This window comes from Stenotrophomonas sp. 82F1 (assembly GCF_056861525.1).
In genome coordinates this window covers 14562-39318 of sequence record NZ_JBSPUD010000020.1, presented here as the reverse complement: position 1 = coordinate 39318, position 24757 = coordinate 14562, and the positions used below count along the sequence as shown (strand labels likewise).

21 protein-coding genes and 1 tRNA gene are annotated in these 24757 nt (G+C 67.4%); 10 read left to right on the top strand and 12 right to left on the bottom strand.

Translation table 11 applies throughout. From position 1 onward, the window contains the following. Positions 1–41: 41 nt before the first annotated feature. From gloA2 to AC13GI_RS16995, 5 genes are all read right to left on the bottom strand, one after another. Positions 42–446 (bottom strand): SMU1112c/YaeR family gloxylase I-like metalloprotein, encoded by a 405-nt coding sequence (gloA2, locus tag AC13GI_RS17015; RefSeq protein WP_380654705.1) that lies wholly within the window; start codon positions 444–446, stop codon positions 42–44. Next, positions 443–1513, bottom strand: coding sequence for a serine hydrolase domain-containing protein (locus tag AC13GI_RS17010; RefSeq protein WP_482996901.1), 1071 nt, complete (start codon positions 1511–1513; stop codon positions 443–445). Before AC13GI_RS17010 ends, gloA2 begins: the two co-directional genes overlap by 4 nt. Before the next feature lie 16 nt (positions 1514–1529). Beyond that, complete coding sequence (locus AC13GI_RS17005; protein WP_482996900.1) at positions 1530–3473, bottom strand: DUF885 domain-containing protein; 1944 nt, start codon at positions 3471–3473, stop codon at positions 1530–1532. Positions 3474–3569: 96 nt separating this feature from the next. Then, positions 3570–4355 (bottom strand): queuosine precursor transporter, encoded by a 786-nt coding sequence (locus AC13GI_RS17000; RefSeq protein ID WP_089236384.1) that lies wholly within the window; start codon positions 4353–4355, stop codon positions 3570–3572. Continuing rightward, positions 4352–5035 (bottom strand): DUF502 domain-containing protein, encoded by a 684-nt coding sequence (locus AC13GI_RS16995; protein ID WP_236512165.1) that lies wholly within the window; start codon positions 5033–5035, stop codon positions 4352–4354. The genes AC13GI_RS17000 and AC13GI_RS16995 overlap by 4 nt, the downstream gene beginning before the upstream one ends. An 84-nt stretch (positions 5036–5119) precedes the next feature. Here AC13GI_RS16995 and AC13GI_RS16990 point away from each other — a divergent pair, with 84 nt between their 5' ends. After that, complete coding sequence (locus AC13GI_RS16990; RefSeq protein WP_482996920.1) at positions 5120–6391, top strand: hypothetical protein; 1272 nt, start codon at positions 5120–5122, stop codon at positions 6389–6391. Positions 6392–6398: 7 nt separating this feature from the next. On the opposite strand, the gene AC13GI_RS16985 is transcribed toward AC13GI_RS16990, so the two are convergent. The 5 genes from AC13GI_RS16985 to trxA all read right to left on the bottom strand — a co-directional run bounded on the left by AC13GI_RS16985 (position 6399) and on the right by trxA (position 12010). Then, the gene (locus AC13GI_RS16985) at positions 6399–7118 is read right to left on the bottom strand and encodes a hypothetical protein (protein ID WP_482996899.1); all 720 of its coding nucleotides are present in this window, start codon (positions 7116–7118) and stop codon (positions 6399–6401) included. Between the two features lie 53 nt (positions 7119–7171). Continuing rightward, positions 7172–7624, bottom strand: coding sequence for a DUF4442 domain-containing protein (locus AC13GI_RS16980; protein ID WP_032975063.1), 453 nt, complete (start codon positions 7622–7624; stop codon positions 7172–7174). Positions 7625–7713: 89 nt separating this feature from the next. Then, positions 7714–9348, bottom strand: a complete 1635-nt coding sequence (locus tag AC13GI_RS16975; protein WP_482996898.1) for a CHASE2 domain-containing protein — start codon at positions 9346–9348, stop codon at positions 7714–7716. Further along, positions 9345–11045 (bottom strand): FecR family protein, encoded by a 1701-nt coding sequence (locus AC13GI_RS16970; RefSeq protein ID WP_482996897.1) that lies wholly within the window; start codon positions 11043–11045, stop codon positions 9345–9347. The genes AC13GI_RS16975 and AC13GI_RS16970 overlap by 4 nt, the downstream gene beginning before the upstream one ends. Before the next feature lie 107 nt (positions 11046–11152). Continuing rightward, the gene (gene trxA / locus AC13GI_RS16965) at positions 11153–12010 is read right to left on the bottom strand and encodes a thioredoxin (protein ID WP_482996896.1); all 858 of its coding nucleotides are present in this window, start codon (positions 12008–12010) and stop codon (positions 11153–11155) included. A gap of 152 nt (positions 12011–12162) precedes the next feature. Here trxA and AC13GI_RS16960 point away from each other — a divergent pair, with 152 nt between their 5' ends. From AC13GI_RS16960 to AC13GI_RS16920, 9 genes are all read left to right on the top strand, one after another. Then, positions 12163–12771 carry a DUF998 domain-containing protein gene (locus AC13GI_RS16960; RefSeq protein ID WP_482996895.1) on the top strand — a complete coding sequence of 203 codons (609 nt, stop codon included), beginning with the start codon at positions 12163–12165 and terminating at the stop codon, positions 12769–12771. A 105-nt stretch (positions 12772–12876) separates the two neighbouring features. Further along, positions 12877–15516, top strand: a complete 2640-nt coding sequence (gene leuS / locus AC13GI_RS16955) for a leucine--tRNA ligase (protein WP_482996894.1) — start codon at positions 12877–12879, stop codon at positions 15514–15516. Between the two features lie 139 nt (positions 15517–15655). Further along, positions 15656–16231 (top strand): LPS-assembly lipoprotein LptE, encoded by a 576-nt coding sequence (locus tag AC13GI_RS16950; RefSeq protein ID WP_099818982.1) that lies wholly within the window; start codon positions 15656–15658, stop codon positions 16229–16231. Between the two features lie 12 nt (positions 16232–16243). Then, on the top strand, positions 16244–17281 hold the full coding sequence (gene holA, locus AC13GI_RS16945) for a DNA polymerase III subunit delta (protein WP_099818983.1): 1038 nt from the start codon (positions 16244–16246) through the stop codon (positions 17279–17281). Positions 17282–17284: 3 nt separating this feature from the next. Continuing rightward, a complete protein-coding gene (nadD, locus tag AC13GI_RS16940; RefSeq protein WP_099818984.1) occupies positions 17285–17950 on the top strand; it encodes a nicotinate-nucleotide adenylyltransferase in 666 nt (221 codons plus the stop codon). Between the two features lie 58 nt (positions 17951–18008). Then, positions 18009–18422, top strand: coding sequence for a ribosome silencing factor (rsfS, locus tag AC13GI_RS16935; protein WP_099818985.1), 414 nt, complete (start codon positions 18009–18011; stop codon positions 18420–18422). Between the two features lie 63 nt (positions 18423–18485). Continuing rightward, positions 18486–18956 carry a 23S rRNA (pseudouridine(1915)-N(3))-methyltransferase RlmH gene (gene rlmH, locus AC13GI_RS16930; protein ID WP_025879294.1) on the top strand — a complete coding sequence of 157 codons (471 nt, stop codon included), beginning with the start codon at positions 18486–18488 and terminating at the stop codon, positions 18954–18956. Between the two features lie 22 nt (positions 18957–18978). Continuing rightward, positions 18979–19055 (top strand) — tRNA-Asn (locus AC13GI_RS16925). Positions 19056–19214: 159 nt separating this feature from the next. After that, positions 19215–20174, top strand: a complete 960-nt coding sequence (locus tag AC13GI_RS16920; RefSeq protein WP_482996893.1) for an alpha/beta hydrolase — start codon at positions 19215–19217, stop codon at positions 20172–20174. Positions 20175–20241: 67 nt separating this feature from the next. Here AC13GI_RS16920 and arcD read toward each other — a convergent pair whose 3' ends face one another. Then, positions 20242–21663 carry an arginine-ornithine antiporter gene (gene arcD / locus AC13GI_RS16915; RefSeq protein ID WP_482996919.1) on the bottom strand — a complete coding sequence of 474 codons (1422 nt, stop codon included), beginning with the start codon at positions 21661–21663 and terminating at the stop codon, positions 20242–20244. Between the two features lie 108 nt (positions 21664–21771). After that, positions 21772–24567 (bottom strand): TonB-dependent receptor, encoded by a 2796-nt coding sequence (locus AC13GI_RS16910; protein ID WP_482996892.1) that lies wholly within the window; start codon positions 24565–24567, stop codon positions 21772–21774. Positions 24568–24757: the final 190 nt, after the last annotated feature.

Genomic DNA, 24757 nt, shown 5'->3' with positions numbered 1-24757 from the left:
TCCACGCCATGCGTGGATGAATCTCCTCGATTGAAAAACGCTCAACCGACTTCGTACAGCTCCAGCGGCAGGTCGTCGGGGTCAGCGAAGAAGGTGAAGCGGCGGCCGGTGTATTCGTCCACGCGGATCGGTTCGCAGGCGACGCCGTTGCTGGCCAGGCGTTCGATGAACGGTTCCAGCGCAGCCACCCGGAACGCGAGGTGGCGCAGGCCCTGGGCTTCGGGGCGGCTGGGCCGTGCGGGCGGCGAGGGGAAGGAGAACAGTTCCAGCTGGCCGCCATCGGGCAGGGCCAGGTCCAGCTTCCACGAGTCGCGTGCGGCGCGGTGGTTCTCGGCCAGTATGCGCAGGCCCAGCACGCGCACGTAGAAGTCTTTCGAACGCGCGTAGTCGCTGCAGATCAGTGCGGCATGGTGGATGCCCAGCAGGCCGGTGGTAGCGGTGGTCATTGCAGGGTGTCCAGCCAGCGCTGGGCGATCTTCAGCGCCAGCGGATAGGGTTCGGGGGCGTTGCGGTTGCTCAGCACGATCACGGTCAGGTGTTTGTCCGGGTAGCGCAGGATCACGTTCCGGAAGCCGATGCTCTCGCCGCTGTGCCAGTGCATGCGGCCGTTCAAGCGCCAGCCGAAACCGTAGTGCGGTACGTCCGCTTCGGTGGTGGCGGTGGCCGGGCTGAACATCGCTTTGCGCGATGCGGCTGACAGCAGGCGGTCGTCGTACAGGGCCGCATCCCAGCGCGCGAGGTCGTCCAGCGAAGCGTAGATGCCGCCGTCGCCGAGCACGGCGCTGGTCGTGCTCTGGTCGGTACGTTGCCAGCGGCCCTCAACCTCGCTGTAACCATAGGCACGCTGCGCCACCACGTCGACACCGTCCTGGTGGGCGACGGTGTGTGCCATGCCCAGCGGCCGGAAAATGCGCTGCTGCAGGAAGCTGGCAAAGTCGCTGCCGGCGGCGCGGCCGACGATCAGCGCCAGCAATGCGTAGCCGCTGTTGCTGTAGCGATACTGCGTACCGGGTGCGAAGGCGAGCCGATCTTCGCGGGCGAGCAGCGCCAGCACATCAGCGTCGTGTACCTGCCGGGTGTCGGCAGGGTCCATCAGATCTTCGTAGTCCAGCAGGCCACTGGTGTGCGACAGCAACTGGCGCAGGGTGATGGCGGCAGCGGCGGGCGGCAGTTCCGGCAGCCAGCGCCGCGCCGGCTGGTCCAGCGCAAGGCGGCCGTCCTCGACCAGCAACAGCACCGCCGCAGCGGTGAACTGCTTGCTGACCGAGGCCAGGCGGAAGTTGCTGGCCGGCGTCACCGGGCTGCCATCTTCGACCACGGCCAGCCCGTAGCCGCGGCGGAATACCGGCTGCCCATCGTGCAGCACCAGCACAGCCGCGCCCGGCACCTGGCCGTCATAGGCCTGCATCAGTCCATCGATGCCTGCATCCGGCGGCACCACCGGTGCCGCCGCCAGCGTGATCGACGGCAGCAGGGCGAGAACGGTGGCACACAGCAGGGCGGCAGGGCGCATGGCAGCTCCGTGATGGTCAGGGCGCCGGTGCAGGCGTTGCAGCGGCCGGCTGGGCCAGCCAGCGTTCGATCTTGTGGTCCAGCACATCCAGTGGCATCGAACCGTCCTTCAGCACTTCGGCGTGGAAGCGGCGCAGGTCGAACGCTGCCCCCTGGCGTGCCTTGGCCTTGTCGCGCAGCGCGATGATCGTGGTCAGGCCCGCCACGTTGGACAGTGCCTGGCCAGGCTGGGCCATGATCCGCTCCACTTCCGCATTGGCATCGTCAGCGCTCATGTCGACGGTCTTCTGCAGATAGGTCACGGCCTGCTGCTTGCTCCAGCCCTGCGCATGCACGCCGGTGTCGGCGACCACGCGCGCGGCACGCAACAGGCGCGAATACAGATAGCCGATGCGGTCGTACGGATCGGTGTACACGCCGAGGTCTTCGCCGAGGGTTTCCGCATACAGGCCCCAGCCTTCGACGAAGGCGAGGTCACCGCCGAGGCGGCGGAAGCGCGGCAGCTTGGTCAGTTCCTGCTGCAGGCCCAGCTGCACATGGTGGCCGGGAATGGCTTCGTGCAGGTACTGCACCGGCACGTTCCAGCGCTTGCGGCTGGGCAGGTCACGGGTGTTGACGAACAGCACGCCGGGTTGTCCCGGGGGTGACGGCTGGTAGGAGGCGGCGGCGGCGGTCATGGCGCGCTCCGGTTCCACTGCATGGATCTGCAGCGGCGCCTTCGGCAGGGTGTCCAGCGCCTGCGGCAGGCGTGCATCGACCTGCTGCTGCACCTGCCGGTAACGGTTGAGCAACGCGTTGGCATCGCTGTACTGGAACTGGCGGTCGTTGCGCATGCTGCGCAGCAGCTTGGCCTGCGAGCTGCGCAGCTTGCCATCGCGCATCACCGTGGTGATCTGTGCCTGCAGCTCCTGCACACGCTGCTCGCCCAGCGCATGCAGCTGCGCGGCGGTCTGCTGGCTGGCAGTGGTCTGCACGATCAGGTTGGCGTACCAGGCCTGGCCGTCGGGCAGGGCACCCAGGCCGCTGCTGCTGCGCGTGGCAGGCAGGTATTCGGTGGCGATGAAGCCACGCAGGGCGCGGTAGGCCGGCATGATGCGCAGTTCGATCATGCGCTTGTACTCGGCGCTGATGCGCGCCTTGTCTTCGGCGGAGATGGACTCCGGCATGGTCCGGATCGGCGACCAGAAGATGCTCTCTTCGGCGGTCGGCTTGATCACCGCGTCCAGCTGCGGCAGTACTTTTTCCATCAGGTCGCGCGGCTGCACCACGCCGGCCTTCATGCCCTGGCGCATGTTGGCGATGGCCTGGTCGAACAGATCGGGAATGCCCAGCGAGCGTCGCGACCAGGTGTCGTAGTCCTTGGCCGTGTTGAACGGCTGCGCGCCGGCACCGGCGCCGAGGATGGCCATGATGCTGCCGACGTTGTAGTACTGGCTGATCGGCATCATCCAGCTCGGATAGCGTTCGGCGGCCAGCGAGGCACGGGCATCACGCACGAAGATCTCGTAGCTGAGCAGGTCCTGCCCCTGCAGGCCATCGCTGCCGATCTTTTCGACCTTGCCCAGCCATTCGGTGGTGAAGTCGTGCGATTGTTGGCGCCAGGCGGCGGACAGGATGTTGGGCAACTGGTCGTTGTAGCGCGGCTCGCCCTGGAAGGTCGCCTGCAGCGGGTTCAACCGCATGGAGGCATCCCAGTATTCGTCGTACAAGCGCTCCAGCTGCACCTGCTTGGGCACTGCGCGGGCCGGCGCGACCGGACGCGGCGCGGCGCGGCGCGCCGAACTGCCACGGGCCGGTGGGGTGGCACGTGTGCCGGTGCGCGCCTTCGGCTTGGCCGCCTGGCGGGTCTGCGCGGCGGCGGGGCGGCTGCCCTTCTTCTTCGCTGCTTCGGCCGGCGGAACGGCGCTGAACAGGAACAACGCGGCGATGGCGGCGGCCAGGACGCGGGGGGAATACGGCATCAAGAAGCTTCCGTGGAACACAGACCGTGGAGCTTGCACGATCCGCGCGCGTACGGCCAGCGTGAGGGCGCAGTCAGCTTGCGCGCCGCTGGGGCTTCAGTCAGCCGCGGCCGCAGCGCGCAGGTCGGCGGCGCGCTGCTCGCCCAGATAGCGGGTGATTGCACGCCGCATCAGGTACAGCAACGGAATCAGGGCGATCGCGAAGCCCATCTTGTAGACGTAGTTGACGCTGCTCACCGCCAGGAACAGCGATGTCGGCCAGTGCTGCGGGCCGAGCACGAAGGCGATCCAGATCACCACGAAGCTGTCCACCAGCTGCGAGACCGCGGTGGAGCCCGTGGCACGCAGCCAGACATGGCGCTCGCCGGTGGCCTGGCGGATGCGATGGAACACCGCCACGTCGATCAACTGGCCGAACAGGAACGCCACCAACGAACCGGCGATGGTCCACATGCCCTGTCCGAACACCGCCGCGAACGCGGCCTGGTAATCGGGCACGCCATGGGCATCCATCGAGGTCACCCACCAGCTGGCCGGTGCCAGCGAGATCGCCGCGAAGGCGAACAGGAAACCGTAGGCGATCAGCACCACCGCCAGCCACGAGATGAAACGCACCCCTCGTTTGCCGAAGAATTCGTTGATGGTGTCGGTCATGATGAACACCACCGGCCACAGCAGGGTGCCGGCGGTGAAGCTCAACGAGCCGGTCTGGCCGAACAGGTTCCAGTTCAGCGGATCGATGCCGAGGGTGTCTTCCAGGGCGAAGATCTTCACCCCGATCAGTTCGGCCAGTACCGCGTTGCCACAGAAGAACGCGGCCAGCACGATGAACAGCAGGACCGCGCGGTCCTGCAGCGGCCGCGCGTGCGACGCCTCGCTCATTCGGAACGATCGCCAGCGCGGGTGAACGGAACGCTGGAGGGCGCCACTGCACCGCCGGAAATGATGAAGCTCATCGCCTGGTCCACCGTCCAGTCGGTCGGGGTGAGCAGCTCGACGGGCACGATCTCCAGATAGCCCGAGGTCGGGTTCGGCGTGGTCGGCACGTAGACGGCCGCCAGTTCGCGGTCGGTGCCCTGTTCCTTGATGACCCGGGTGACCAGGCCGACCGATTTCATGTCGCGATGCGGGAAGTCGATCAGCACCACGCGCTGGGTGCTGCCCGGCTCGGTCTGCAGCATGTCCAGCAGCTTCTTGGCGCTGTCATAGATGATGCTGGCCAGCGGAATGCGCTTGATGATCGCGCCGACCCAGCGCAGCAGGCGCTGGCCGACCACGCGGCGGCTGGCTACGCCCACCGCCAGGATCACCAGCAGGGTGGCCAGCAGGGCGATGGTGTTCTGGATCCATTCGGCGCGGACCCAGCCGAGGTAATGCGGGAAGCTGGTCGCGATCTGTTCGGACAGTGGTACCACCAGTGGGCTGGAAATGCCCGACAGCAGCACGAACACGAATTTGACCACCACCCAGGTCAGCCAGATCGGCAACAGGGTCAGCAGGCCGGTCAGGAACAGGCGCTGCAGGGAGGGGCGGGGAACCAGGGCAGGGGCTTCGAGCGACATGCGCGCATTGTAGCGGTCGCGGCCGCTCGTTTACGCTGTCCGTTGGCGGTGCTGGCCATGCAGGGAAAGGATGCTGTGTTGAAGATGCTGCGGTGGTTGGGCTGGGCACTGCTGGCCCTGGTGGTGATGGCCGTCGCGGCATGGCTGCTGTCGAGGTTCTGGCCGTTGTCGGCCGCGCAGCGGGAAGACAGGCGTCTGCTTGAGGCCGTGCAACCCAACGAAGGCCGCAACGGCTTCGCCCTGCTGTGGACGCTGCCCTTCGATGGGCTGGACCCGGCCCAGCGTGAGGCGGCATTGGCCGAAGATCTGCAGCGCTGGCAGACGACGCCCTCGCAGGCGTCGCATGCCTCGGTGCTGGCCGCCAGGCACGCACCGTTGAAGCTGGATGGGGCAGGTCGTTGTGCCGTCGGGCCCGTCGGCTGCCTGGCACAGGTGCGCGCTGATCCGCAGCGTTTCGCTGACGCTCACGCCGGGCATGCCGGCCTGCACCAGCGACTGGCCCGGTTGGCAGACTTCGATCGTTTCGATTCCCCGTTCCAGCCCAGCGGAATCGAACTCATGCCACTACCGGCGTACACGCCGCTGTTGGATGGCGCAAGTGCGCAGGCACTGGCCTATCTGCAGGGCGATGTTGCCGGTGCCGTCGAGGCAGGCTGCAGATCGGTTCGGTTCGGGCGGCGGATGATGCGCACCAGCAGCACGCTGATGGACAGCATGATGGGCGCTGTTGTGGTGAGGACCCATGCCGGGTTGCTGGGCGACATGCTGGTCGAGCAATCACCGGATTACGTCCTGCCCGCCTCCTGCGAGGTGGCGCTGCAGCCGCTGGACGCCGACGAGCAGAGCCTGTGCCAAGCGATGCAGGGCGAATTCGCGATGAACAAGGCTGCCATCGAGGCGTCTACGCAGACGGCAGGCAGCCGCCTGCTGCTGGATCGCGACCACACCCTGGCCCGGATCGCCGGCAATTTCGGCTGGGCGTGCCGGCCTGGTGCGGCCACGGCGCTGACGGCCGACGTCCCGTTACTTGTCCCGCCACCGCCCCGATGGGACGTGGGCTGCGTAGCCAATCCGCTGGGATGCACAGTGAGCGCCATCGCCGGGCCGTCCTACGCACAGTACGCGGCGCGCAGCCAGGACGCAGCGGCGATGATCCGCCTGCTTGGCGCGCAGCGCTGGCTGCGGCAACAGGCCGGGCAAACCGACGAGGCACTGGCGCGGTTGCCGGCGCAGTGGCGTTCGGACGCCCGCATGCCACAACTGTCTGCCGACGGCCGCCACCTGCAGGTACTGCGGCGTGGACCGGCGCGCGAAGGCGAGGGTCCGTATCTGTCGATGCCGTTGCAGGCTGACTGACCCGGGCTCAGCCGCCGTCGCCGAGCGGATTGAACGCCCAGCCATCGCCGACGCTGTCCAGTGTCCAGCGCCTGCGGTCACCCAGGGTCTGCCAGCGCACCTGTTCCTTGTCGTCCTGCATGCTGCCTTCGGTCAGCTTCACCTTGCCGGTGGAGTAGTTCACGCTGAGGCCTTCGGTCTGCCCGGAATTGCGCATCATCGAGTCGCGGTCGTAGCCGATCAGCGCGAAGTCGCCTTCCTGCCAGCGGAACGTGAACGTGGTGGTGCTCGTCGACCAGCTGCCCGCGCTGGAGAACGAGTACAGCCCCACCCGCAGTGCGCCGCGCTGGATCGACACGCCGGTGCCTTCGGCCAGCGCATCGCTGAGCACGGGCGAGTCCGGTCGCGGAATGAGGGTGTGGTTCTGCACGGCCAGGACGTAACCGGAGGGGCGCGCAAAAGCGATGGCGAGGATGCGCGGGTTGCTGTCATACGGCGACGGCCCGAACCCATCGTGCTCGATGATGTTGCGCGGGTCCTGCTGGCGCAGCACCAGTGCAAGGTCGGCGCGCCCATCCTGGTCGAGGTCGCCTTCGATCCGGTATTCCAGCGTCCAGCCAGCAGGTACGAAAGCCTCGGCCGTAGCGGCGTGCGCCGGCAGGGTGGGGTAGCGCACCGGCGGCACGTCCAGTGCGGTGGCGGTGAAGGGCAGGGCGGCCAGCGCCGCAGCAAACAACGAAAGGCGCATTGCAGCGTCCATGGCAGGGCTGCAGAGGATAGCGGGGCGTCGGCCGACCCGCTTTACCGTGCGTGTGGCTTCAGGCGCACATAGACCTGCTTGCGTACCTGCGCGACGACCTCGCCAGCTTCGTCGACCACGTCGTTGCTGAACCAGCGCAGCACTTTTTCGCCGCCGGCCGCCGCCGTACGCAGTTCATCCAGCAGGGCGTCATCGATGCGGAACGAGGTGCGCACCGTTCCGCGGCCGGGCTTGAGGAAATCGATCGCACCGGCGCGATCCCAGACGTAATAGTCACGGCCGAGGGTGTGCATCAGGCCCAGCATCCAGAACGGATCGGTCATCGCGAACAGGCTGCCGCCGAAGTGGGTGCCGACGTAGTTGCGGTTCCAGGGGCGCAGGCGCAGTTCCACGTCGATCTGCCGGTAGTCCGGGGTGATCCGGGTGACATGGATGCCGGTGAACAGGAACGGTGGCCACAGGTTGATGCCGAAGCGGAACGTGCTGGCTTTCATGTGGGAACCGGGCAGGGGACGGGGCCCCCAGTCTAACCATTCGCATGCGTATGTTGTAGCCCGCGGCGCACGGAAGGGCCTGCCGTGCGCTACGGTCCGGGCGTACCGCCGTCGATCACGTAACCGTCGCGGCCATTGTCCTTGGCCCGGTAGAGCGCGTTGTCGGCGCCTTCGACGAAATGATGCGGTTGCAGGTCGCTGTCCGGGACACGGGTGTAGACGCCGATGGTCAGGGTGACACCGGTCTCGCTGCCATCGCCGGGCGGCGGCAGGGCGCGGATGCAGGAGATCAGGTCTTCGATCACCTGCCGTGCGCCTTCCACCGGGGTGTCGGGCAGCACCAGGGCGAACTCGTCGCCGCCGTAGCGCGCGGCCATGTCACGGGGGCGCCGGGCATGCGCCTGGATCAGGCGGGCCACTTCGCACAACACGCGATCGCCGACCTGGTGACCATGGCGATCGTTGTGGTGCTTGAAGTGGTCGACATCGATCAGAGCCAGGGTCAAGGGCTTGCCACTGCGGCGCGCCGCATCACATTCCTGTTGCAGCGATTGTTCGAAGCGCAGGCGGTTGCCCAGCCCGGTCAGCGCATCGCGGTTGGCCTGGCGGTGCCAGGAGGCGATGCGCCAGGTCGCCCACGCCGTCAGCACCAGCACGATGCCGAGCAGGGCGCTGGCCGGCGCCCACCAGAGGCTGCCGGTGCGCAGCAGCAGCCAGCTCAGCAGCGGCGCGGCCGGCAGCGAGCACAGGGCAACGACCCAGGGCAGGCGCAGCCCGAGCAGCAGTACGCACATCGCCACCAGCACGCCGGCCAGGGTGTCCTGCCAGGCGCGGGGCAACACGTCGATCTGCTTGTCCTGCAGCAGCATCGAGGCGAGGTTGGCCTGGTACTCGCTGCCGCTCATCCAGTATTCGCGGGTGGTGGGTGTCAACAGGCGGAGGGCGATGCCGCTGGCCGTCATGCCGACCACGATGCGCCTGCCACGCAGCATCGAGTCATCCACGCGCCCTTCCAGCACATCGGCGTAGGACACCTGTGGCAAGCGTTCCGGTGGCCCGGCATAACGTACGCGCACGTAATCATTGCGGCGCCATTGATAGGGCGAGTCCAGCGCCGGGTCGGGGTCGGGCAGACCGTGTGCGCGTTGCGGCGGCAGATCGGTCAACGCCAGGCCGAGTGCCGGCCAGTGCGCCTGGCCGATGCCGGCATGCAGGTAGACCCCGCGGGCGACACCATCGCCGTCGACTTCAACGTCGCTGTGGCCCATGGCGGCAGCGCTGGCGGCAATCAACGGGATGGGCAGCATCTCTTCGGCCATGCGGTCGCCGGCCGCCGGCGCGGCCAGCACCGGCAGCACCACGCGGCCGTTGCGACGGATCGCCGCGGCCAGCTCGGCGTCCTGGCGTGCATCGCGGCGGTCGGGCTCGGACAGCATGAGGTCCAGCGCGACGCGCTCGGCACCGGCGTCGGTCAGGCGGTCCAGCAGGCGGGCATGCACCGAGCGCGGCCACGGCCACTGCCCCAGCCGCTGCAGGCTGCCCTCATCGATGGCGACGATCAGCACGCTGGGGTCAGGACGGTAATCCCAGCTGCCGACCATCATGTCGTACGCCGTTTCGTCCTGCCGCCACAGCCATTGGCCGTGGCTGACCACCGCAGTCGCTACACCTGCCAGCAGGGCCAGCAGGATCCGTCGCGACCACGGCAGCGGCGAGCGCCTCACAGCAACAGCCACAGCAGCAGGACACCGCCGCCCGCGCCGTAGCACAGGCGGCACGGCAGCTTGACCTGCTGGGCAGGCGAGAACGGGCCCGCGTGGCCGTCATCGTCGATGTACTGCACACGGATGTGCAGCGTGCCGCGCCACGGGCGCTTGAAGCTGACCTGCGGTTCGTCAACGGTGGTATCGAGCAGCGGCGCGCTGAAGTCACCGCGACGATCGACCTGCACCCGGTAGCGCTGGCCATCGCTTCCCGCCTGCCAGCGCAGGGTCAGCTCGCCGTCGATGGCCTCGGGCGGCTGCAGTGCCGGGTCCACCGGTTCATCGCTCAACTGCAGCGCCAACGCCTGGCCATAGCGACCCTGGTGGCCCTGGCCATCACGCGAAGCGATCCGCCAGTAGTACTGGCCGGGCGGCAGCGGCTCACCCAGGCGCAGGTCGGTGCTGCCGGTGCTCTGCTCGCGCAGCGGCTGCAGGAACTGCGGCTCGTCGGCCACCTGCAGCACGCTGCTGCTGGCACCGGGCGCCTGGCTCCAGTGGAAGCGCGGCCGGTCGCTGTTGACCGTCTGTCCCTGCAGCGGGGAAATAGTCAGTGGCGGTGGCGGCTGGTCGCCGAGGAGGAAATCCTCGCTGGCATCGAGACCTTCCACGCCCTGTGCATCCACTGCGCGCAGCAGCAGGCGCAGCGCACCCGGCGGCAGCTCGCCGATCACCAGCGCGGTGTCGGTGGTGGTGGCCGCAAACAACAGGATTTCCGGAGTGGCGGCCTGCACCACTTCCACCCGGTAGTGGTCGGCACCGGTCACCGGTTCCCAGGCGAGCTGGGCCGGCAAGGCGCCCAGGCGGGTCGCATCGGCGCGCAGGCGCGGTGCCGGCAGCAGGCCGGAAACCGCTTCGGGTGCTGTTGCGCTGCCTGCGCTGCGGCTGGCCTGGCCGGGGTGGACCAGACGCTGGCCATGCGGGTTGCCGACCTGCACCTTGCCCTCCAGTACTTCGGTGGCACCGGCATGGGCGTCATCGCCGGCGCTGACCCGGAACACGGTGCCGCGCACGCTGCTGGTGGCCGTGGGTGCATCGATGATGTAGCGCGATGCCGGCCCGCGCGCCGGGGTGACCCGGTTGCTGGCGCGCCCCTGCTGCAGGCGCAGGCGGGTATCGACCATGCCGGTGCGGCCATAGCGGCTGAGCTGGTCCAGGCGCAGGCGTGAGTGTTCGCGCAGCTGCAACCGCGAGGCGTCGGCGAATTCAAGGGTGATGCTGGAATCGGCCTTGGTCTGGATCGCATCGCCGATGTGCAGCTCTTCGCCTGCGCGCACGGCGCGGTTGCTGCTGCCATCAGCTGCGCTCAGTTCAACCTGCCCACGCACGGCCAGTACCCGCGCCGGGGCGGGTTCAACGCGCAGCCAGCCGATCGGGAAGCGCAGCAGTTCGCCCGGCGGCAACCGGTATGGGTTGTCGATGCGGTTGTGCTGCTGCAGCTGCTGCCAGCCCACGCTGGGCTTGAGATAGGCCGCGCCCAGATCCCATAGGGTATCGCCGGGGCGGACCCGGTAGTTCCAGTCCTGCGCGCCGGCAAACGTCGGCAACAGGCAGAGGGCACACAGCAGTGTGCGCAGGAAACGCATGATGAAAGACGACGAGCGGCCAACGGTCACGGATTGCTGTCCCGGCAAAGCGGGGGCGCAGCTGCAAGACCCCATGGCCCCGACCTCATCCCCCCGAACGGATCGTGGCGGCCCTGGGGGCCACCATCGCGGGCATTATTGCCCGCGTTCAGTGCAGGGATTCTGAACGATGCCGGTGCCGTTCAGAACAGCAGGGAGGCCATCCGGCGCCGCGAGCGGCCCACCAGGTCTTCATCGGCGATGACATTGAAGGCGTCGATCAGGGCCTTGCGCGGCAGTCCTTCCTGGAAACCGCGGTCGATCCGCAGCATCTCCAGGAACTGTTCCAGCGCGGCTTCGTCCTCGCCCGCCAGCAGCAGCTGCACGCCGCGCAGGTGACGCGCCTGCAGATCCTTGCCATCGGCGGCGATGCGCGCATCCAGCACCTCCGCAGGCGGCGCGTCCTTCAGCGCGGCGGCGAAGGACAGCCGGGCGCGGCCACGCACGGCGCGGTCGTCGGTGGCCAGGTTGGCGGGCAGGGCATCGATCAGCGTGCTGGCCTCGTCCACGCCGCCAACCTGCAGCAGCGCCAGGGCCAGGTCGAGCTTCAGCTCGTCCTTGTCCGGCTCGGCGGCGATCTGCGCGCGCAGTACGTCCACCTGCGCCTGCGGGTCAAGCGGGGCCTCGTCCTCGGCAATGCTGTCGCCGACATCGGCCGGCACCACGCCGTGCTGGGCCAGGAATTCACGCAGCTGGCCTTCCGGCAGGGCGCCGGGGAAGCCGTCCACCAGCTGCCCACCCTTGACCAGGAACACGGTGGGCACCGAACGGATCTGGAAGGCCGCAGCGATCTGCTGTTCCTTGTCCACATCGACCTTGGCCAGTTCGAACGCGCCGTTGTATTCGCCGGCCAGCTTCTCCAGCATCGGGCCGAGGGTCTTGCACGGTTCGCACCAGGTCGCCCAGAAATCCACAAGGACCGGTGTCTGCAGCGACTTCTGCAGCACGTCCGCCTCGAAGGTAGCGGTGGTGGCGTCGAATACGTAGGTCGTCTCGGTCATGGGGCATCGTTCGGCATCTGGAGACCGATTCTATGGTGACGAACCCTGTCGGTCTCAACCCTGGGACCACGTCTCGAGGAAATCCGGGACAGCTTGGCGGAGCTGGCAGCTGCCGCGACAATGTGCTGATGTTCTTGTGGAGAGTGGCTGCGATGTCCGTGGTTCGGCTGGATCGTTGGGTGGGCGTGCTCGCCGCAGCCCTGTTCGTGCTGTCGGTGGCCGGCTTCGGTGCGGCGCTGCCGGACTACTCGCAGGCGCTGCATCCGGTGACCTGGCTGGGCGCGCACGGCATTCCCCATGCGCTGGGCTTCAACCTGCTGGGGCTGGTGCTGCCGGGTGCGCTGGCGGTGGTGGTGGCCGAGCGCCTGCGCCGGCAACTACCGGTGGATGCCGCCTGGACGGCACGCGTGGGCAGCCAGATGCTGCTGCTGGCCGCGCTTGCCTTCATCGCGATGGGTCTGCTGCCGCTGGATTTCGACGACCAGATGGACATGCAGGGCCCGGCCAGCAAGCTGCACGCCAGCGTGTGGATGGTCTGGGCGCTGGCTTTTGTCGCAGGCAGCGTGCTGCTGGGGGCGGCGCGACTGCGGCATCCGGGTGGCCGAAGGCTGGGCCTGCTGGCGCTGGGCTGCGGAACCGGCGCTGGTCTGCTCGCGTTCGGCCTGCCGGGAGTACTGCCGGCGGCGCTGGCGCAACGGCTGGCCTTTGCCTGCTGGGCGCTATGGCTGGCCTTGGCCCTGCCGCTGTCGCGCAGGCGCTGAGACGCGTTCCAGCGCCTCGCCGCGCGCCGGCCCGGCAGGCGGGATTGGAGCCATTTGCCGCACTGCGGTACGCTGTACCGCTTTGCCGCCGCAACCGCGTGTTACATGACCAGCGTCGAACCCAACGTTTACGATCCGCAGCAGGTTGAATCCGCCGCCCAGAAGTACTGGGACGCTACCCGTGCCTTCGAGGTCGATGAAGCCTCGGACAAGCCGAAGTACTACTGCCTGTCGATGCTTCCGTATCCGTCCGGTGCGCTGCACATGGGCCACGTGCGCAATTACACGATCGGCGATGTGATCAGCCGCTACAAGCGCATGACCGGCCACAACGTCCTGCAGCCGATGGGCTGGGACGCGTTCGGCCTGCCGGCGGAAAACGCTGCGATCAAGAACAAGACCGCGCCGGCCGCCTGGACCTACAAGAACATCGACCACATGCGCAGCCAGCTGCAGTCGCTGGGCTATGCCATCGACTGGTCGCGCGAGTTCGCCACCTGCCGCCCGGACTATTACGTCCACGAGCAGCGCATGTTCACCCGCCTGATGCGCAAGGGCCTGGCCTACCGCCGCAACGCGGTGGTGAACTGGGACCCGGTCGACCAGACCGTGCTGGCCAACGAGCAGGTCATCGACGGCCGCGGCTGGCGCTCCGGCGCGCTGGTGGAAAAGCGCGAGATTCCGCAGTGGTTCCTGCGCATCACCGATTACGCCCAGGAACTGCTGGACGGCCTGGATGAGCTGGACGGCTGGCCGGAGTCGGTCAAGACCATGCAGCGCAACTGGATCGGCCGCTCCGAGGGCCTGGAAATCCAGTTCGATGTGCGTGATGTGGATGGCACCGCACTGGATCCGCTGCGCGTGTTCACCACCCGCCCGGATACCGTGATGGGCGTGACCTTCGTGTCGATCGCCGGCGAACACCCGCTGGCCCTGCATGCGGCGAAGAACAACCCGGAACTGGCTGCGCTGCTGTCGGAAATGAAGCAGGGCGGCGTGTCCGAGGCCGAACTGGAAACCCAGGAAAAGCGCGGCATGGATACCGGCCTGCGCGCCGTGCATCCGGTGACCGGTGCCCAGGTGCCGGTGTGGGTCGCCAACTTCGTGCTGATGGGCTACGGCACCGGCGCGGTGATGGCCGTACCGGGCCACGACCAGCGCGACAATGAATTCGCCAACAAGTACAACCTGCCGATCCGCCAGGTCATCGCGCTGAAGTCGCTGCGCAAGGACGAGGGCGCCTACGACGCGACGCGTTGGCAGGACTGGTACGGCGACAAGACCCGCGAGACCGAACTGGTCAACTCCGACGAGTTCGACGGCCTGGATTTCCAGGGCGCCTTCGAGGCGCTGGCCGAACGGTTCGAGCGCAAGGCCCAGGGCCAGCGCCGGGTGAACTACCGCCTGCGCGACTGGGGCGTGAGCCGCCAGCGCTACTGGGGTTGCCCGATTCCGGTGATCTACTGCGACAAGTGTGGCGCGGTCCCGGTGCCGGAAGACCAGCTGCCGGTGGTGCTGCCGGAAGACGTCAACTTCGTCGGTACCGGTTCGCCGATCAAGGCCGATCCGGAATGGCGCAAGACCACCTGCCCGGAATGCGGTGGCGCGGCCGAGCGTGAGACCGACACCTTCGACACCTTCATGGAGTCGAGCTGGTACTACGCCCGCTACACCTCGCCGGGCGCCCGTGATGCGGTCGACAAGCGCGGCAACTACTGGCTGCCGGTGGACCAGTACATCGGTGGCATCGAGCACGCGATCCTGCACCTGATGTATTTCCGCTTCTACCACAAGCTGCTGCGCGACGCGCGGATGGTGGACAGCAACGAACCGGCGCGGAACCTGCTGTGCCAGGGCATGGTGATCGCCGAGACCTACTACCGCCCGAACCCGGACGGCTCGAAGGACTGGATCAACCCGGCCGATGTGGAAGTGCAGCGCGACGAGCGCGGCCGCATCACCGGCGCCACCCTCATCGCCGACGGTCAGCCGGTGGTGGTCGGTGGTACCGAGAAGATGTCCAAGTCGAAGAACAACGGCGTGGACCCGCAGGCGATGGTCGGCAAGTACGGCGCCGACACCGTGCGCCTGTTCTCGATGTTCGCGGCACCGCCGGAACAGTCGCTGGAATGGAACGAAGCCGGCGTGGACGGCATGGCCCGCTTCCTGCGCCGCCTGTGGGCACAGGTGCAGAAGCACGCTGCCGACGGTGCCGCACCGGCGCTCGACGCGGCCGCGCTGGATGCCGGCCAGAAGGCCCTGCGCCGCAAGACCCACGAGACCATCGGCAAGGTCGGCGACGACTACGGCCGCCGCCACAGCTTCAACACCGCCATTGCCGCGGTGATGGAGCTGATGAACGCGCTGGCCAAGTTCGAGGACGGCAGTGCACAGGGGCGCGCCGTGCGCCAGGAAGCACTGCAGGCCATCGTGCTGCTGCTCAACCCGATCACCCCGCACGCCAGCCACGCCCTGTGGCAGGTGCTGGGCCATGGCGAAACGCTGCTGGAAGACCAGCCGTTCCCGCAGGCCGACAGCAGTGCGCTGGTGCGCGATGCGTTGACCCTGGCCGTGCAGGTCAATGGCAAGCTGCGTGGCACCATCGAGGTCGCCGCCGATGCCGCGCGCGAGCAGATCGAAGCGCTGGCCCTGGCCGAGCCGAACGCGGCCAAGTTCCTGGAAGGCCTGACGGTGCGCAAGATCATCATCGTTCCCGGCAAGATCGTGAACATCGTCGCTGCCTGATGTACCTGGCGCCGGCCGCCATCGTGGCGGCCGGTGCGTTGTCGCCACGCCGGGCGCGCCCGGCCGATGGCCCTGCGTTCACGCGGCCTCGGGCACCCTGTCTGTTGCCGTGATCGCCCGGCTCCGCCAGACTGTCTCCATGACCCGAATCCTGCTTGCCCTCGTTCTCGCCCTCGGCCTCGCCGGCTGCGGTTTCCACCTGCGCAACAAGCTGATGCTGCCGACCGACACGGCACCGGTGAAGGTGGTATCCACCGCGCCCTACAGTGAGCTGGTCAAGCTGTTGAACCGCAGCCTGCTGGCCTCCGGTGCTCGCTTGGCCGATGAGGACAGCAAGGGCCCCAATGCCCAGCTGCAGGTGCTGTCCGAACGCTGGGGAGACCTGCCCATCGCCATCGACTCGCAGGGCCGCGCGCAGGAATACAGCCTGCGCTATGCGGTGATCTTCATCTTCCGCCGCGAAGATGGCAGCGAACTGGTGCCGCAGCAGGTGATCGAACTGTCGCGCGACTACGTGTCGCCGCCGACCGACGCCACCGGCACCACCACCGAACGCGAGATCCTGGCTGACGAACTGCGCCGCGAAATGTCGGCCTCGATCATCCGCCGTATCGACAGCGTGGTCCGCGCCGAACTGGAAAAGGGCGGCAGCCTGTCGGCACCGAAGCCGGTCGAGCACGATCCGGTCGAGCCCGCACCCGCCGTCCAGCACTGAGCCGGGCGCCTGATGGAACTGCGACCGGAACAGCTGGCCGGGCAGGGCGCTGACACGGCGCTGGCGCCGGTCTATCTGATCGCCGGTCCGGAAACACTGCGTGTGCTGGAGGCGGCTGACGCCGTGCGTGCCCGCGCACGCGCGGCCGGCATCGACGAGCGCGAAGTGTTCGATGCCGATGGCCGCGACTTCGACTGGAACCAGCTCGACGCCAGTTTCCACGCCCCCAGCCTGTTCAGCGCCCGCCGCCTGGTGGAAGTGCGCCTGCCCAGTGGCAAGCCGGGCAAGGACGGTGGCGAGGTGATCAGCCAGTTCTGCGCCAATCCGGCGCCGGACGTGATCCTGATGATCACCGCCAATGAGTGGAGCAAGGCCCACCAGGGCAAGTGGGCCGAGGCGGTGAACCGCGTCGGCGTGCTGTCGGTGGCCTGGGCGATCAAGCCGCACGAGCTGCCGGACTGGATCGAACGGCGCCTGCGCAGCAGAGGCCTGCGCGCCGAGCCCGCCGCCGTGCAACGCCTGGCCGAGCGCGTGGAAGGCAACCTGCTGGCCGCGGCGCAGGAGATCGACAAGCTCGCACTGCTGGCCGATGGCCAGACCCTGGACGTGGAACGGATGGAATCGCTGGTGGCCGATGCCGCCCGCTACGACGTGTTCCGGCTGGTCGAATCCACCTTCTCCGGCCAGCCGCAGGCGGTGCTGAGGATGCTGGCCGGTCTGCGCGGCGAAGGCGAGGCCGTGGCCGCGCTGATGCCGATCGTGATCCGCGAACTGCTGGCTGGTGCCGGCCTGGCACGGGTCCAGGCACGCGGCGGCAACCTGGCTGCGGAGATGAAATCCCGCGGTATCTGGGAATCACGGCAGGCACCCTACAAGCGTGCGCTGCAGCGGCACCCGGAAGGCAAGCGCTGGGAGCGTTTCGTGGCCGAAGCCGGGCTGGTTGACCGCATCGCCAAGGGGCGAGCCGACGGCGATGCCTGGCTCGCGCTAGAGCGCCTGCTGGTGGCGGTGGCCGAGGCGCGCGCGGTACGGCTGCTCGCCCGGGCCTGATCCATGAGCCTGCGGATCTATTACGGGGGCACCTTCGACCCGGTGCATCTGGGCCATCTGGCGATCGCGCGCGCTGCACGCGATGAACTGCAGGTGGCGGTACGCATGCTGCCTGCCGCCGACCCGCCGCACCGCGCGGTGCCGGGCGCGACCGCCGAACAACGCTGCACCATGCTCGGCCTGGCCATCGGCGATGAGCCGGGCCTGCTGCTGGACCGTCATGAGCTGGATCGGGCCGCGCGCTTTCCCGGCCGGCCGTCCTATACCGTCGATACCCTGCGCGAACTGCGTGCCGAACTTGGCCCCAGCCGCCCGCTGGCGTGGCTGGTGGGGGCCGACAGCCTGCTCGGCCTGCCCAGCTGGCATGAGTGGCAGGCGCTGTTCGGGCTGGCCCATTTCATCGTCGCCGAGCGTCCGGGCAGTCCGCTGCGGGCCAGTGTCGACGGCGCGCTGGGGCAGGCCACCGAGGGCCGCTGGGCCGACAACGAACAGGCGCTGTTTGCCAGCCCGGCCGGCCGCATCCTGCGCCTGCACCACCCGCTGCGCGAGGAATCGGCCAGCGCCGTGCGCACCCAGATCGCCGCGGGTGGTCCTTGGCGGGCCATGCTGGCACCGGCGGTGGCCGACTATGTTTCTGGCCATGGCCTGTACCGCTCCGCCACCTCGTGAATACGGTTGCCGCGCTGTGGCCGTATAATCGCCCCCACGTTTATCGAGTCGACCCGCTTTGAGCAACCAGACCCAGCCCCAGACCATCAAGGTCGATCTGCCCAGCCCGCCGCCCTCCGTGCCGGAACTGCTGGCCAGCGTCCGTCAAGCCACCGAAGACCTGAAGGCCAAGGACCCGGTCGAGATCGACGTGCGCGGCAAGTCCAGCGTCGCCGACTACATGGTGGTCGTGTCGGGTACGTCGACCCGCCATGTGAAGTCCATCGCCGATGAGGTCGTGCGCTTCGCCAAGAAGATCGACGTCATGCCGCTGGGTGTTGAAGGCGAGCGTGAAGCCGAATGGGTGCTTGTCGACCTGGGCGACGTCATCGTGCACGTGATGCTGCCGCGCGTGCGCGAGTTCTACGCGCTCGAGCGCCTGTGGACCGTTGGCGACCAGCCGCCGTCCTACGACGACGACGAAGTGGCCTGAGCCATGCGTTGATGCAGTTCTCGACGGCGCCGATGGCGCCGTCGACGTTTTGGAGGAATGTTGATGAAAGCCCGCCTGATCGCCACCGGCGAACGCGCCCCCAGCTGGGTGGCGCAGGGGTTTGCCGAGTACCAGAAGCGGCTCTCGCACTGGCTGCCCTTTGAGCTGGTGGAGATCGAGCCCGGCCTGCGCGGCAAAGGGCGCGACGCGCGTCGCGCCACCGAAGACGAAGGCAAGCGGGTGATCGCTGCGCTGCCGAAGAATGCCTATGTCGTTGCACTGGACGTACCGGGCCGCCAGCTCAGTTCCGAACAGCTGGCGCAGCGCTTGGAGCACTGGCGCGGACAGGGCAGGGACCTGGCGTTCCTGATTGGTGGGCCGGAAGGCCATTCGCCGGAAGTGTCTGCGCTGGCCGATGAAAAGTGGTCGATCGGCCCGCTGACGCTGCCGCACATGCTGGTGCGGCTGGTGGTGGCCGAACAGTTGTATCGCGCCGCTGCGATGTTGGCCAATCACCCCTACCATCGCGCGTGAAGAGTCGTTATACTGGCGGTCTGCCCGAATAGCTCAGCCGGTTAGAGCACTTGACTGTTAATCAGGGGGTCGTTGGTTCGAGTCCAACTTCGGGCGCCACATTCAAAAGGCCTGCATCGCAAGATGCAGGCCTTTTTTGTTGCGTCGAACCATGCAGTCGCGTGCGCGGGTAGATCCACGCCATGCGTGGATGCACTGCGCGCACTCTGTCGAGCGAACCCGACTCTACAATGCGGTTTCATCATGTGGATGTTGACGATGCGCGCGATCGGCTTCGCTGTTTCACTGCTGCTGGCCGTGCAGCCGTTCGCTGCATCTGCCGCCGCGCCAGCGACCTGGCAACCGCCCGCCGGCACCACGGAACTGCCGCTCTGGCCAGATGGCCAGGTGATGGCGCCGCCGAAGCTGAAAGGCCCCGAGCAGGTCAGCGAAACCGTCTCCCGGGCCAGTGGCGAGCACTGGATGATGCTGCAGAACGTAGCCGTGCCCACGCTCACCGTGTTCCCGGCGAAAGGCTCGCCCACCGGCACCGCAGTGATGGTGGTGCCGGGCGGTGGCTACAACGTGCTGGCGATGGACCTGGAAGGCAGCGAGATCTGTGATTGGCTCACCGCACAGGGCGTCACCTGCGCGCTGCTGAAGTATCGCGTACCGGCCTCGGGGCCGAACTGGGATCGCGAATGCAACTGCCGCGACATTCCGGCCGTGCCGATGGCATTGCAGGATGCGCAACGGGCAATGGGCCTGCTGCGTGCGCAGGCCGCCCACTGGAAGATCGATCCGCAACGGGTGGGGGTAATCGGCTTCTCGGCCGGCGGCCATGTGGTGGCCGGGTTGAGCACGCATGCGCAGCGCAGCTATGCAGCGCTGGATGCGGCGGATGCGCAGTCCAGCCGGCCGGACTTTGCGATGCTGCTGTATCCGGGGCATCTCTGGGTACGCAAGGATGATTCGCTGGAAAAAGACATCGTGGTCGATGCCAAGGTGCCGCCGACATTCATCGTGCAGGCCGCCGACGACCCCACGGACGATGTCCGTCACGCGTTGACCTATCAGCGTGCACTGATCGAAGCGGGAGTGCCGGTTGAAATGCATCTGTTCGCACACGGCGGCCACGCGTTCGGCCTGCGCCTGAAAGATGCGCCGGTGTCGGCATGGCCCAGCCTGGCCGAACGCTGGATGCACGACATCGGCATGCTGCCGAAACGCCGGTTGTAGAGCCGAGCCGGGAGGAACATACAAGCCATGCTCGGCTGCCTGCGCGAAGCCGAGCGCGGGCTCGGCTCTACAGCGTCAGCTGGCCTTTCCAGAATGCCACCAGTGTAGCGATGGCCACCACCAGGATCGCGCCGAACAATATCCACTCCCAGCGCGTGAAGATCCGCTCGCCGCGCTGGTGCCGGGTCAACGCGTACAGCACCACGCCCGGCACATACAGCAGCACCGACAGCAGCAGGTTGTCCAGGCCACCGGCATACACCAGCCACAGCGCATAGGCGCTGGCCAGCAACGCGACGATGAAGTCGCGCCAGCGGGCGTCGCCCGCGCTGGCGTACGCCTCGCCCTGCCAGGCCAGCTTCACGCCGAATGCGCTGGATAGAAAATATGGCACCAGGCTCATCGACGCCGCCAGCAGCACCAGGCTGGTGTAGCTGCCCGAATTGAACAGCACCAGCAGCAGGAACAACTGGATCAGGCCGTTGCTCAGCCACAGCGCATTGGCGGGCACGCCGCGCGCGTTCTCGCGGCCGAGAAAGGCCGGCATCGTGCCATCGCCAGCCGCGGCAAACAGCACTTCGGCGCACAGCAGCACCCACGCCAGCAGCGCGCCCAGCACCGAGATGATCGAGCCGATGATGATCACCGTCGCGCCCCATTCGCCAACGATCGCGCGCAGCACATAGGCCATCGAGGGGTTGGGCAGGCCGGCCAGTTCGGCCTGCGACATGACGCCCATCGACAGCAGGCTGACCAGCACCAGCAGCAGCCACACGCCGATGAAGCCGATCACGGTGGCGCGGCCGACATCGGCGCGTCGCATCGCCCGGCGCGAGTAGATGCTGGCGCCCTCGATACCGATGAACACCCACACGGTGACCAGCATCATCCCGCGCAGCTGCTGGCCCATGTCGCCCAGCGCGGGGACGCCGAAGAAGTCGGCGCGGAACACGTCCATGCGGAATGCAGCGGCCGCCAGGATCAGGAACAGCGCGATCGGCACCAGCTTGGCCACGGTGACCAGGCCATTGATGATTGCCGCGGTACGCAGGCCGCGCAGTACCAGCAGATGCACCGTCCACAGCAGCAGGGAGGATGCAGCGATGGCGGCCGGTGTATTGCCTTCACCAAACACCGGCGCGAAGTGGCCGAGACCGCTGAAGATCAGCACGAAGAAACTGGCGTTGCCGAGCACCGAAGCCACCCAGTAGCCCCAGGCGGCGGAGAAACCGATGTAGTTGCCGAAGCCTGCGCGCGCATACGCATAGATGCCGGTGTCCAGGTCGGGGCGACGATTGGCGAGGGCCTGGAACACGAAGGCGAGCATCAACATGCCGGCGCCGCTCACTGCCCAGCCGATCAGCGCGGCGGCCGGGCCGGCGCTGCGCGCCACGTTCTGTGGCAGCGAGAAGATACCGGCACCGACCATCGAGCCGACCACCAGTGCGGTCAGGGCGGCCAGGCCAAGGCGTTGGTTGGAAGAGGGCATCACGCGCGCCGCAGCTGTCGGGGTGCCCATGATGGACGCTGTCGCGTGCGGAAAAAAGCAAAGGCCCGGGCAGGAGCCCGGGCCTTTGCAGGTGATGCTGCAGCAGGATTACTTGAACGTGTACTTGGCGCCGACGGTGAAGTAACGGCCCAGCGCACCGGAGAAGTGCATCGGGTTGTAGTTCACGCCACCGTAGGTGGTCGGATCGAGCGGGGCGATACGGTCGAACACGTTGGCCACCGAGGCATTGAGCTCGAAGGCTTCGGTGATGTTCCAGCGGCCGGACAGATCGAAGGTGGTGAACGAAGAAATCTTCGTCACCGGCGTGCCGTCCTCATAGAACGCCTGGTAGTCGCCACCGCGCTTGTCGGTGTTGTCCATCTTGGCGATGTAGTTGGCAACGCCGCTGACGCTCCATACACCCTGGCGCCAGGTGGTGCCGAAGTTGATCTTGTCCTTCGGCGTGCCGATGCAGTTGGTGACGTCGCAGTTGCCGTGGGTGCCGGCATAGTCAACGGTTTCACCGCCTTCGGTACGCTCGAACTTCAGGATGTGGCTCCACTGCAGATCCATCTCCAACTGGCCCGGGCCGATATCGAAGGTCTGGCGGATATCGGTGTCGATGCCGCGAACGCGCGAGGAACTGGCGTTCACATAGCCGGTGTTGACGGCCAGGATGCTGCCGGAGTTGGCCACGCCGCCGATGTTGTTGGAATCACGCAGCACGCTGCCGGCGAGGATGGCGGCGGCGGTGCTGCCCTGTACGATCTCGTTGGTACGCTTGATCTGCCAGGCATCGACCGTCAGCGAGGTGCTGGAGGTCGGCTGCAGCACCAGGCCCACCGAATAGCTCTTGGACTCTTCCGGCTTCAGGTCCTTGTTCGGGCGGGTGATGATGGCCACCGAACGCGCGGTGCACTCGGCCGGATCGATGGCGCAGCGCACCGGGTCGCGTGCGTTGGAGAAGGCGGCCAGACCACCGTCACCGTTCTCGGCCGGGTTCGGTGCGCGGAAGCCCTCAGCGTAGCTGGCGCGCAGGGCGATCCAGTCGGCCGGGGTCCACTTCACGCCCAGCTTCGGCGTGGCCTTGCCTTCACCGCTTTCGTACTTGTCGTAACGCAGCGCGGCCGACAGTTCCAGTTGCTCCAGCACCGGTGCGGACAGCTCGACGTAGCCGGCGTACACGTTCTGGGTGCCGTCGTAAGCCGAATAGCCCAGGCCGATGATGTCACCCTGGTCGGTGTAGGTCTGCGGGGTCAGGCTGTTGCTGGTCTTGCGCCATTCGGTACCGAACGCCAGGCCCAGCGGGCCGCCCTTCAGGTCCATCAGGCTGCGCGAGATGGTGAAGTCGAACATGTCCAGGCTGGACTTGGCGCGCGCGCTGATGGTCGGCGAGATGTAGTCGTACAGCGCCTGCGAGTTCTGGCTGGCGTTGTCGCCAATGCGCCAGGTGCCGCCAGCGCAGTTCGGGTTGCCCAGCGCGCACAGCACGGAGCTGTAGCGCAGGAAGCCGGTGCGCTTGTTGGTCAGGTCGGTGCCCGAATGCAGGTAGGCGGTGTCGTAGCTCCAGTCACCCCAGTTGCCCTTGACGCCCACCAGGAAGCGGTTGAACTCGTTGGTGTTGTTGGTCACGCGCGGGCCGACATCCCAGGCGCTGTAGCGCAGGCGCGCGGCGTAGGGCAGCGGATTGTCCGGGTGGCCGGCATACAGCATCGTCGCGCCGGGGCCGCTGCTGGCGTTGACCGGGCCGCCGGGGTAGCCCCAGCCGCCGGACACGCCGGACGGGGTGTTGCTGAAGATGGTTTCCTTCTTCGAGTAGCCGATCTCGGTGTAGACCTCGCCGCCTTCGCCGAAGGCGAAGCTGGCGCGACCGAACACGTTGACGTACTTCTCTTCAGGCGTCAGGTCGCGGTACTGCTGGGCCGGATCCCACAGGCAGCCCTGGGACGCCGCAGTTGCATCGCTCTGGCCCGGGATGGTGCTCAGGTTGGCACAGCCCGGCAGGGCGACCAGGTGCGGCGACGGAGCGTCGTTGTTGAACACCGAACCGTTCGGACCGACGCCGCCGTTGGTGCGGCCGCTGAGGTAGGCGCCGCCAAGGAACTGTGCGTCGGTGGCGTCATAGCCCCACGGACGGGTGTCGCCGGTGCCGATCCACTTGCGATTCTTGCGGTCGCTGATCTTGATGGCGTCGGACTTGCCGACGTCCAGGCTGAAGAACGCGTTCCAGCCATCGCTGGCCAGGTCGCCGGTACCGGCGGTCAGCGTGGCCTTCTTGGTGTCGCCGTCGCTGTCACCGGACAGGCCGTACGAGGCACGCAGGATGGCACCCTGGAAGTCGCTGCGCAGGATGATGTTGACCACGCCGGCGATGGCGTCGGAGCCGTAGATCGCCGAGGCGCCGTCCTTCAGTACTTCCACGCGCTCGACCGCGTCGAGGGGGATGGTGCTGAGGTCGGTGAACACCTTCTGGCCATCATCGGCCAGGCCGTAGGTGGCCATGCGACGGCCGTTCAACAGCACCAGCGTCGAGCCGGCACCGAGGCCGCGCAGCGAAATGCCGGCGCCGCCGCCGGCGAAGCCGTTGCCGAAGGTCTTGGGGATGGAGCCGGCGCCATCAGCGGTGATGGTCTGCAGGTACTCGGCAAGCGTGGTCTTGCCGGTGCGATCGATTTCCTGGCGGGTCACCACCTGCACCGGTGACGGTGTCTCGGTGTTGGTACGCGGGATGTTCGAACCGGTGACGGTGATCCGGTCAAGGTTGGTGGCCTGCTCCTGCGCGAATGCAGAGGAGGAAGCCACCGCGCCGGCCAGCAGCAGGGCGCCGCCGGTAAGGATATGGGAGATGGACGATGCCAGGTGGTTATGGCGGCGGCTGGCGGGCCGTTGGATCGGGTGTTTCACAGCTTCTCTCCTGACTGGAAAACTCGAGCATTGAGGGCTGTCTCCGGTGTGTCCCGGGACGCGTCAATCTAGGTTTCCAGCAGGTGACGAAGGTGTGAAGTTTTACTAAATTCGTAACGGATTTCCAACGAACTTCAAATAACCGGGCAGCTTGGCCCTGTTCCGGCCCATTCACCGTTACTGCCGGCCC

Bases quoted from the DNA above. Each gene is read 5' to 3' on its own strand.
- AC13GI_RS17010 (WP_482996901.1), bottom strand. From the start codon at position 1,513: ATGCGCCCTGCCGCCCTGCTGTGTGCCACCGTTCTCGCCCTGCTGCCG.
- gloA2 (WP_380654705.1), bottom strand. From the start codon at position 446: ATGACCACCGCTACCACCGGCCTGCTGGGCATCCACCATGCCGCACTG.
- AC13GI_RS16990 (WP_482996920.1), top strand. From the start codon at position 5,120: ATGCTGCGGTGGTTGGGCTGGGCACTGCTGGCCCTGGTGGTGATGGCC.
- nadD (WP_099818984.1), top strand. From the start codon at position 17,285: ATGAGCCTGCGGATCTATTACGGGGGCACCTTCGACCCGGTGCATCTG.
- AC13GI_RS17005 (WP_482996900.1), bottom strand. From the start codon at position 3,473: ATGCCGTATTCCCCCCGCGTCCTGGCCGCCGCCATCGCCGCGTTGTTC.
- AC13GI_RS16995 (WP_236512165.1), bottom strand. From the start codon at position 5,035: ATGTCGCTCGAAGCCCCTGCCCTGGTTCCCCGCCCCTCCCTGCAGCGC.
- leuS (WP_482996894.1), top strand. From the start codon at position 12,877: ATGACCAGCGTCGAACCCAACGTTTACGATCCGCAGCAGGTTGAATCC.
- trxA (WP_482996896.1), bottom strand. From the start codon at position 12,010: ATGACCGAGACGACCTACGTATTCGACGCCACCACCGCTACCTTCGAG.
- rlmH (WP_025879294.1), top strand. From the start codon at position 18,486: ATGAAAGCCCGCCTGATCGCCACCGGCGAACGCGCCCCCAGCTGGGTG.
- AC13GI_RS16920 (WP_482996893.1), top strand. From the start codon at position 19,215: ATGCGCGCGATCGGCTTCGCTGTTTCACTGCTGCTGGCCGTGCAGCCG.
- AC13GI_RS16960 (WP_482996895.1), top strand. From the start codon at position 12,163: ATGTCCGTGGTTCGGCTGGATCGTTGGGTGGGCGTGCTCGCCGCAGCC.
- AC13GI_RS16950 (WP_099818982.1), top strand. From the start codon at position 15,656: ATGACCCGAATCCTGCTTGCCCTCGTTCTCGCCCTCGGCCTCGCCGGC.
- holA (WP_099818983.1), top strand. From the start codon at position 16,244: ATGGAACTGCGACCGGAACAGCTGGCCGGGCAGGGCGCTGACACGGCG.
- AC13GI_RS16985 (WP_482996899.1), bottom strand. From the start codon at position 7,118: ATGCGCCTTTCGTTGTTTGCTGCGGCGCTGGCCGCCCTGCCCTTCACC.
- arcD (WP_482996919.1), bottom strand. From the start codon at position 21,663: ATGCCCTCTTCCAACCAACGCCTTGGCCTGGCCGCCCTGACCGCACTG.
- AC13GI_RS16980 (WP_032975063.1), bottom strand. From the start codon at position 7,624: ATGAAAGCCAGCACGTTCCGCTTCGGCATCAACCTGTGGCCACCGTTC.
- AC13GI_RS17000 (WP_089236384.1), bottom strand. From the start codon at position 4,355: ATGAGCGAGGCGTCGCACGCGCGGCCGCTGCAGGACCGCGCGGTCCTG.
- AC13GI_RS16970 (WP_482996897.1), bottom strand. From the start codon at position 11,045: ATGGGGTCTTGCAGCTGCGCCCCCGCTTTGCCGGGACAGCAATCCGTG.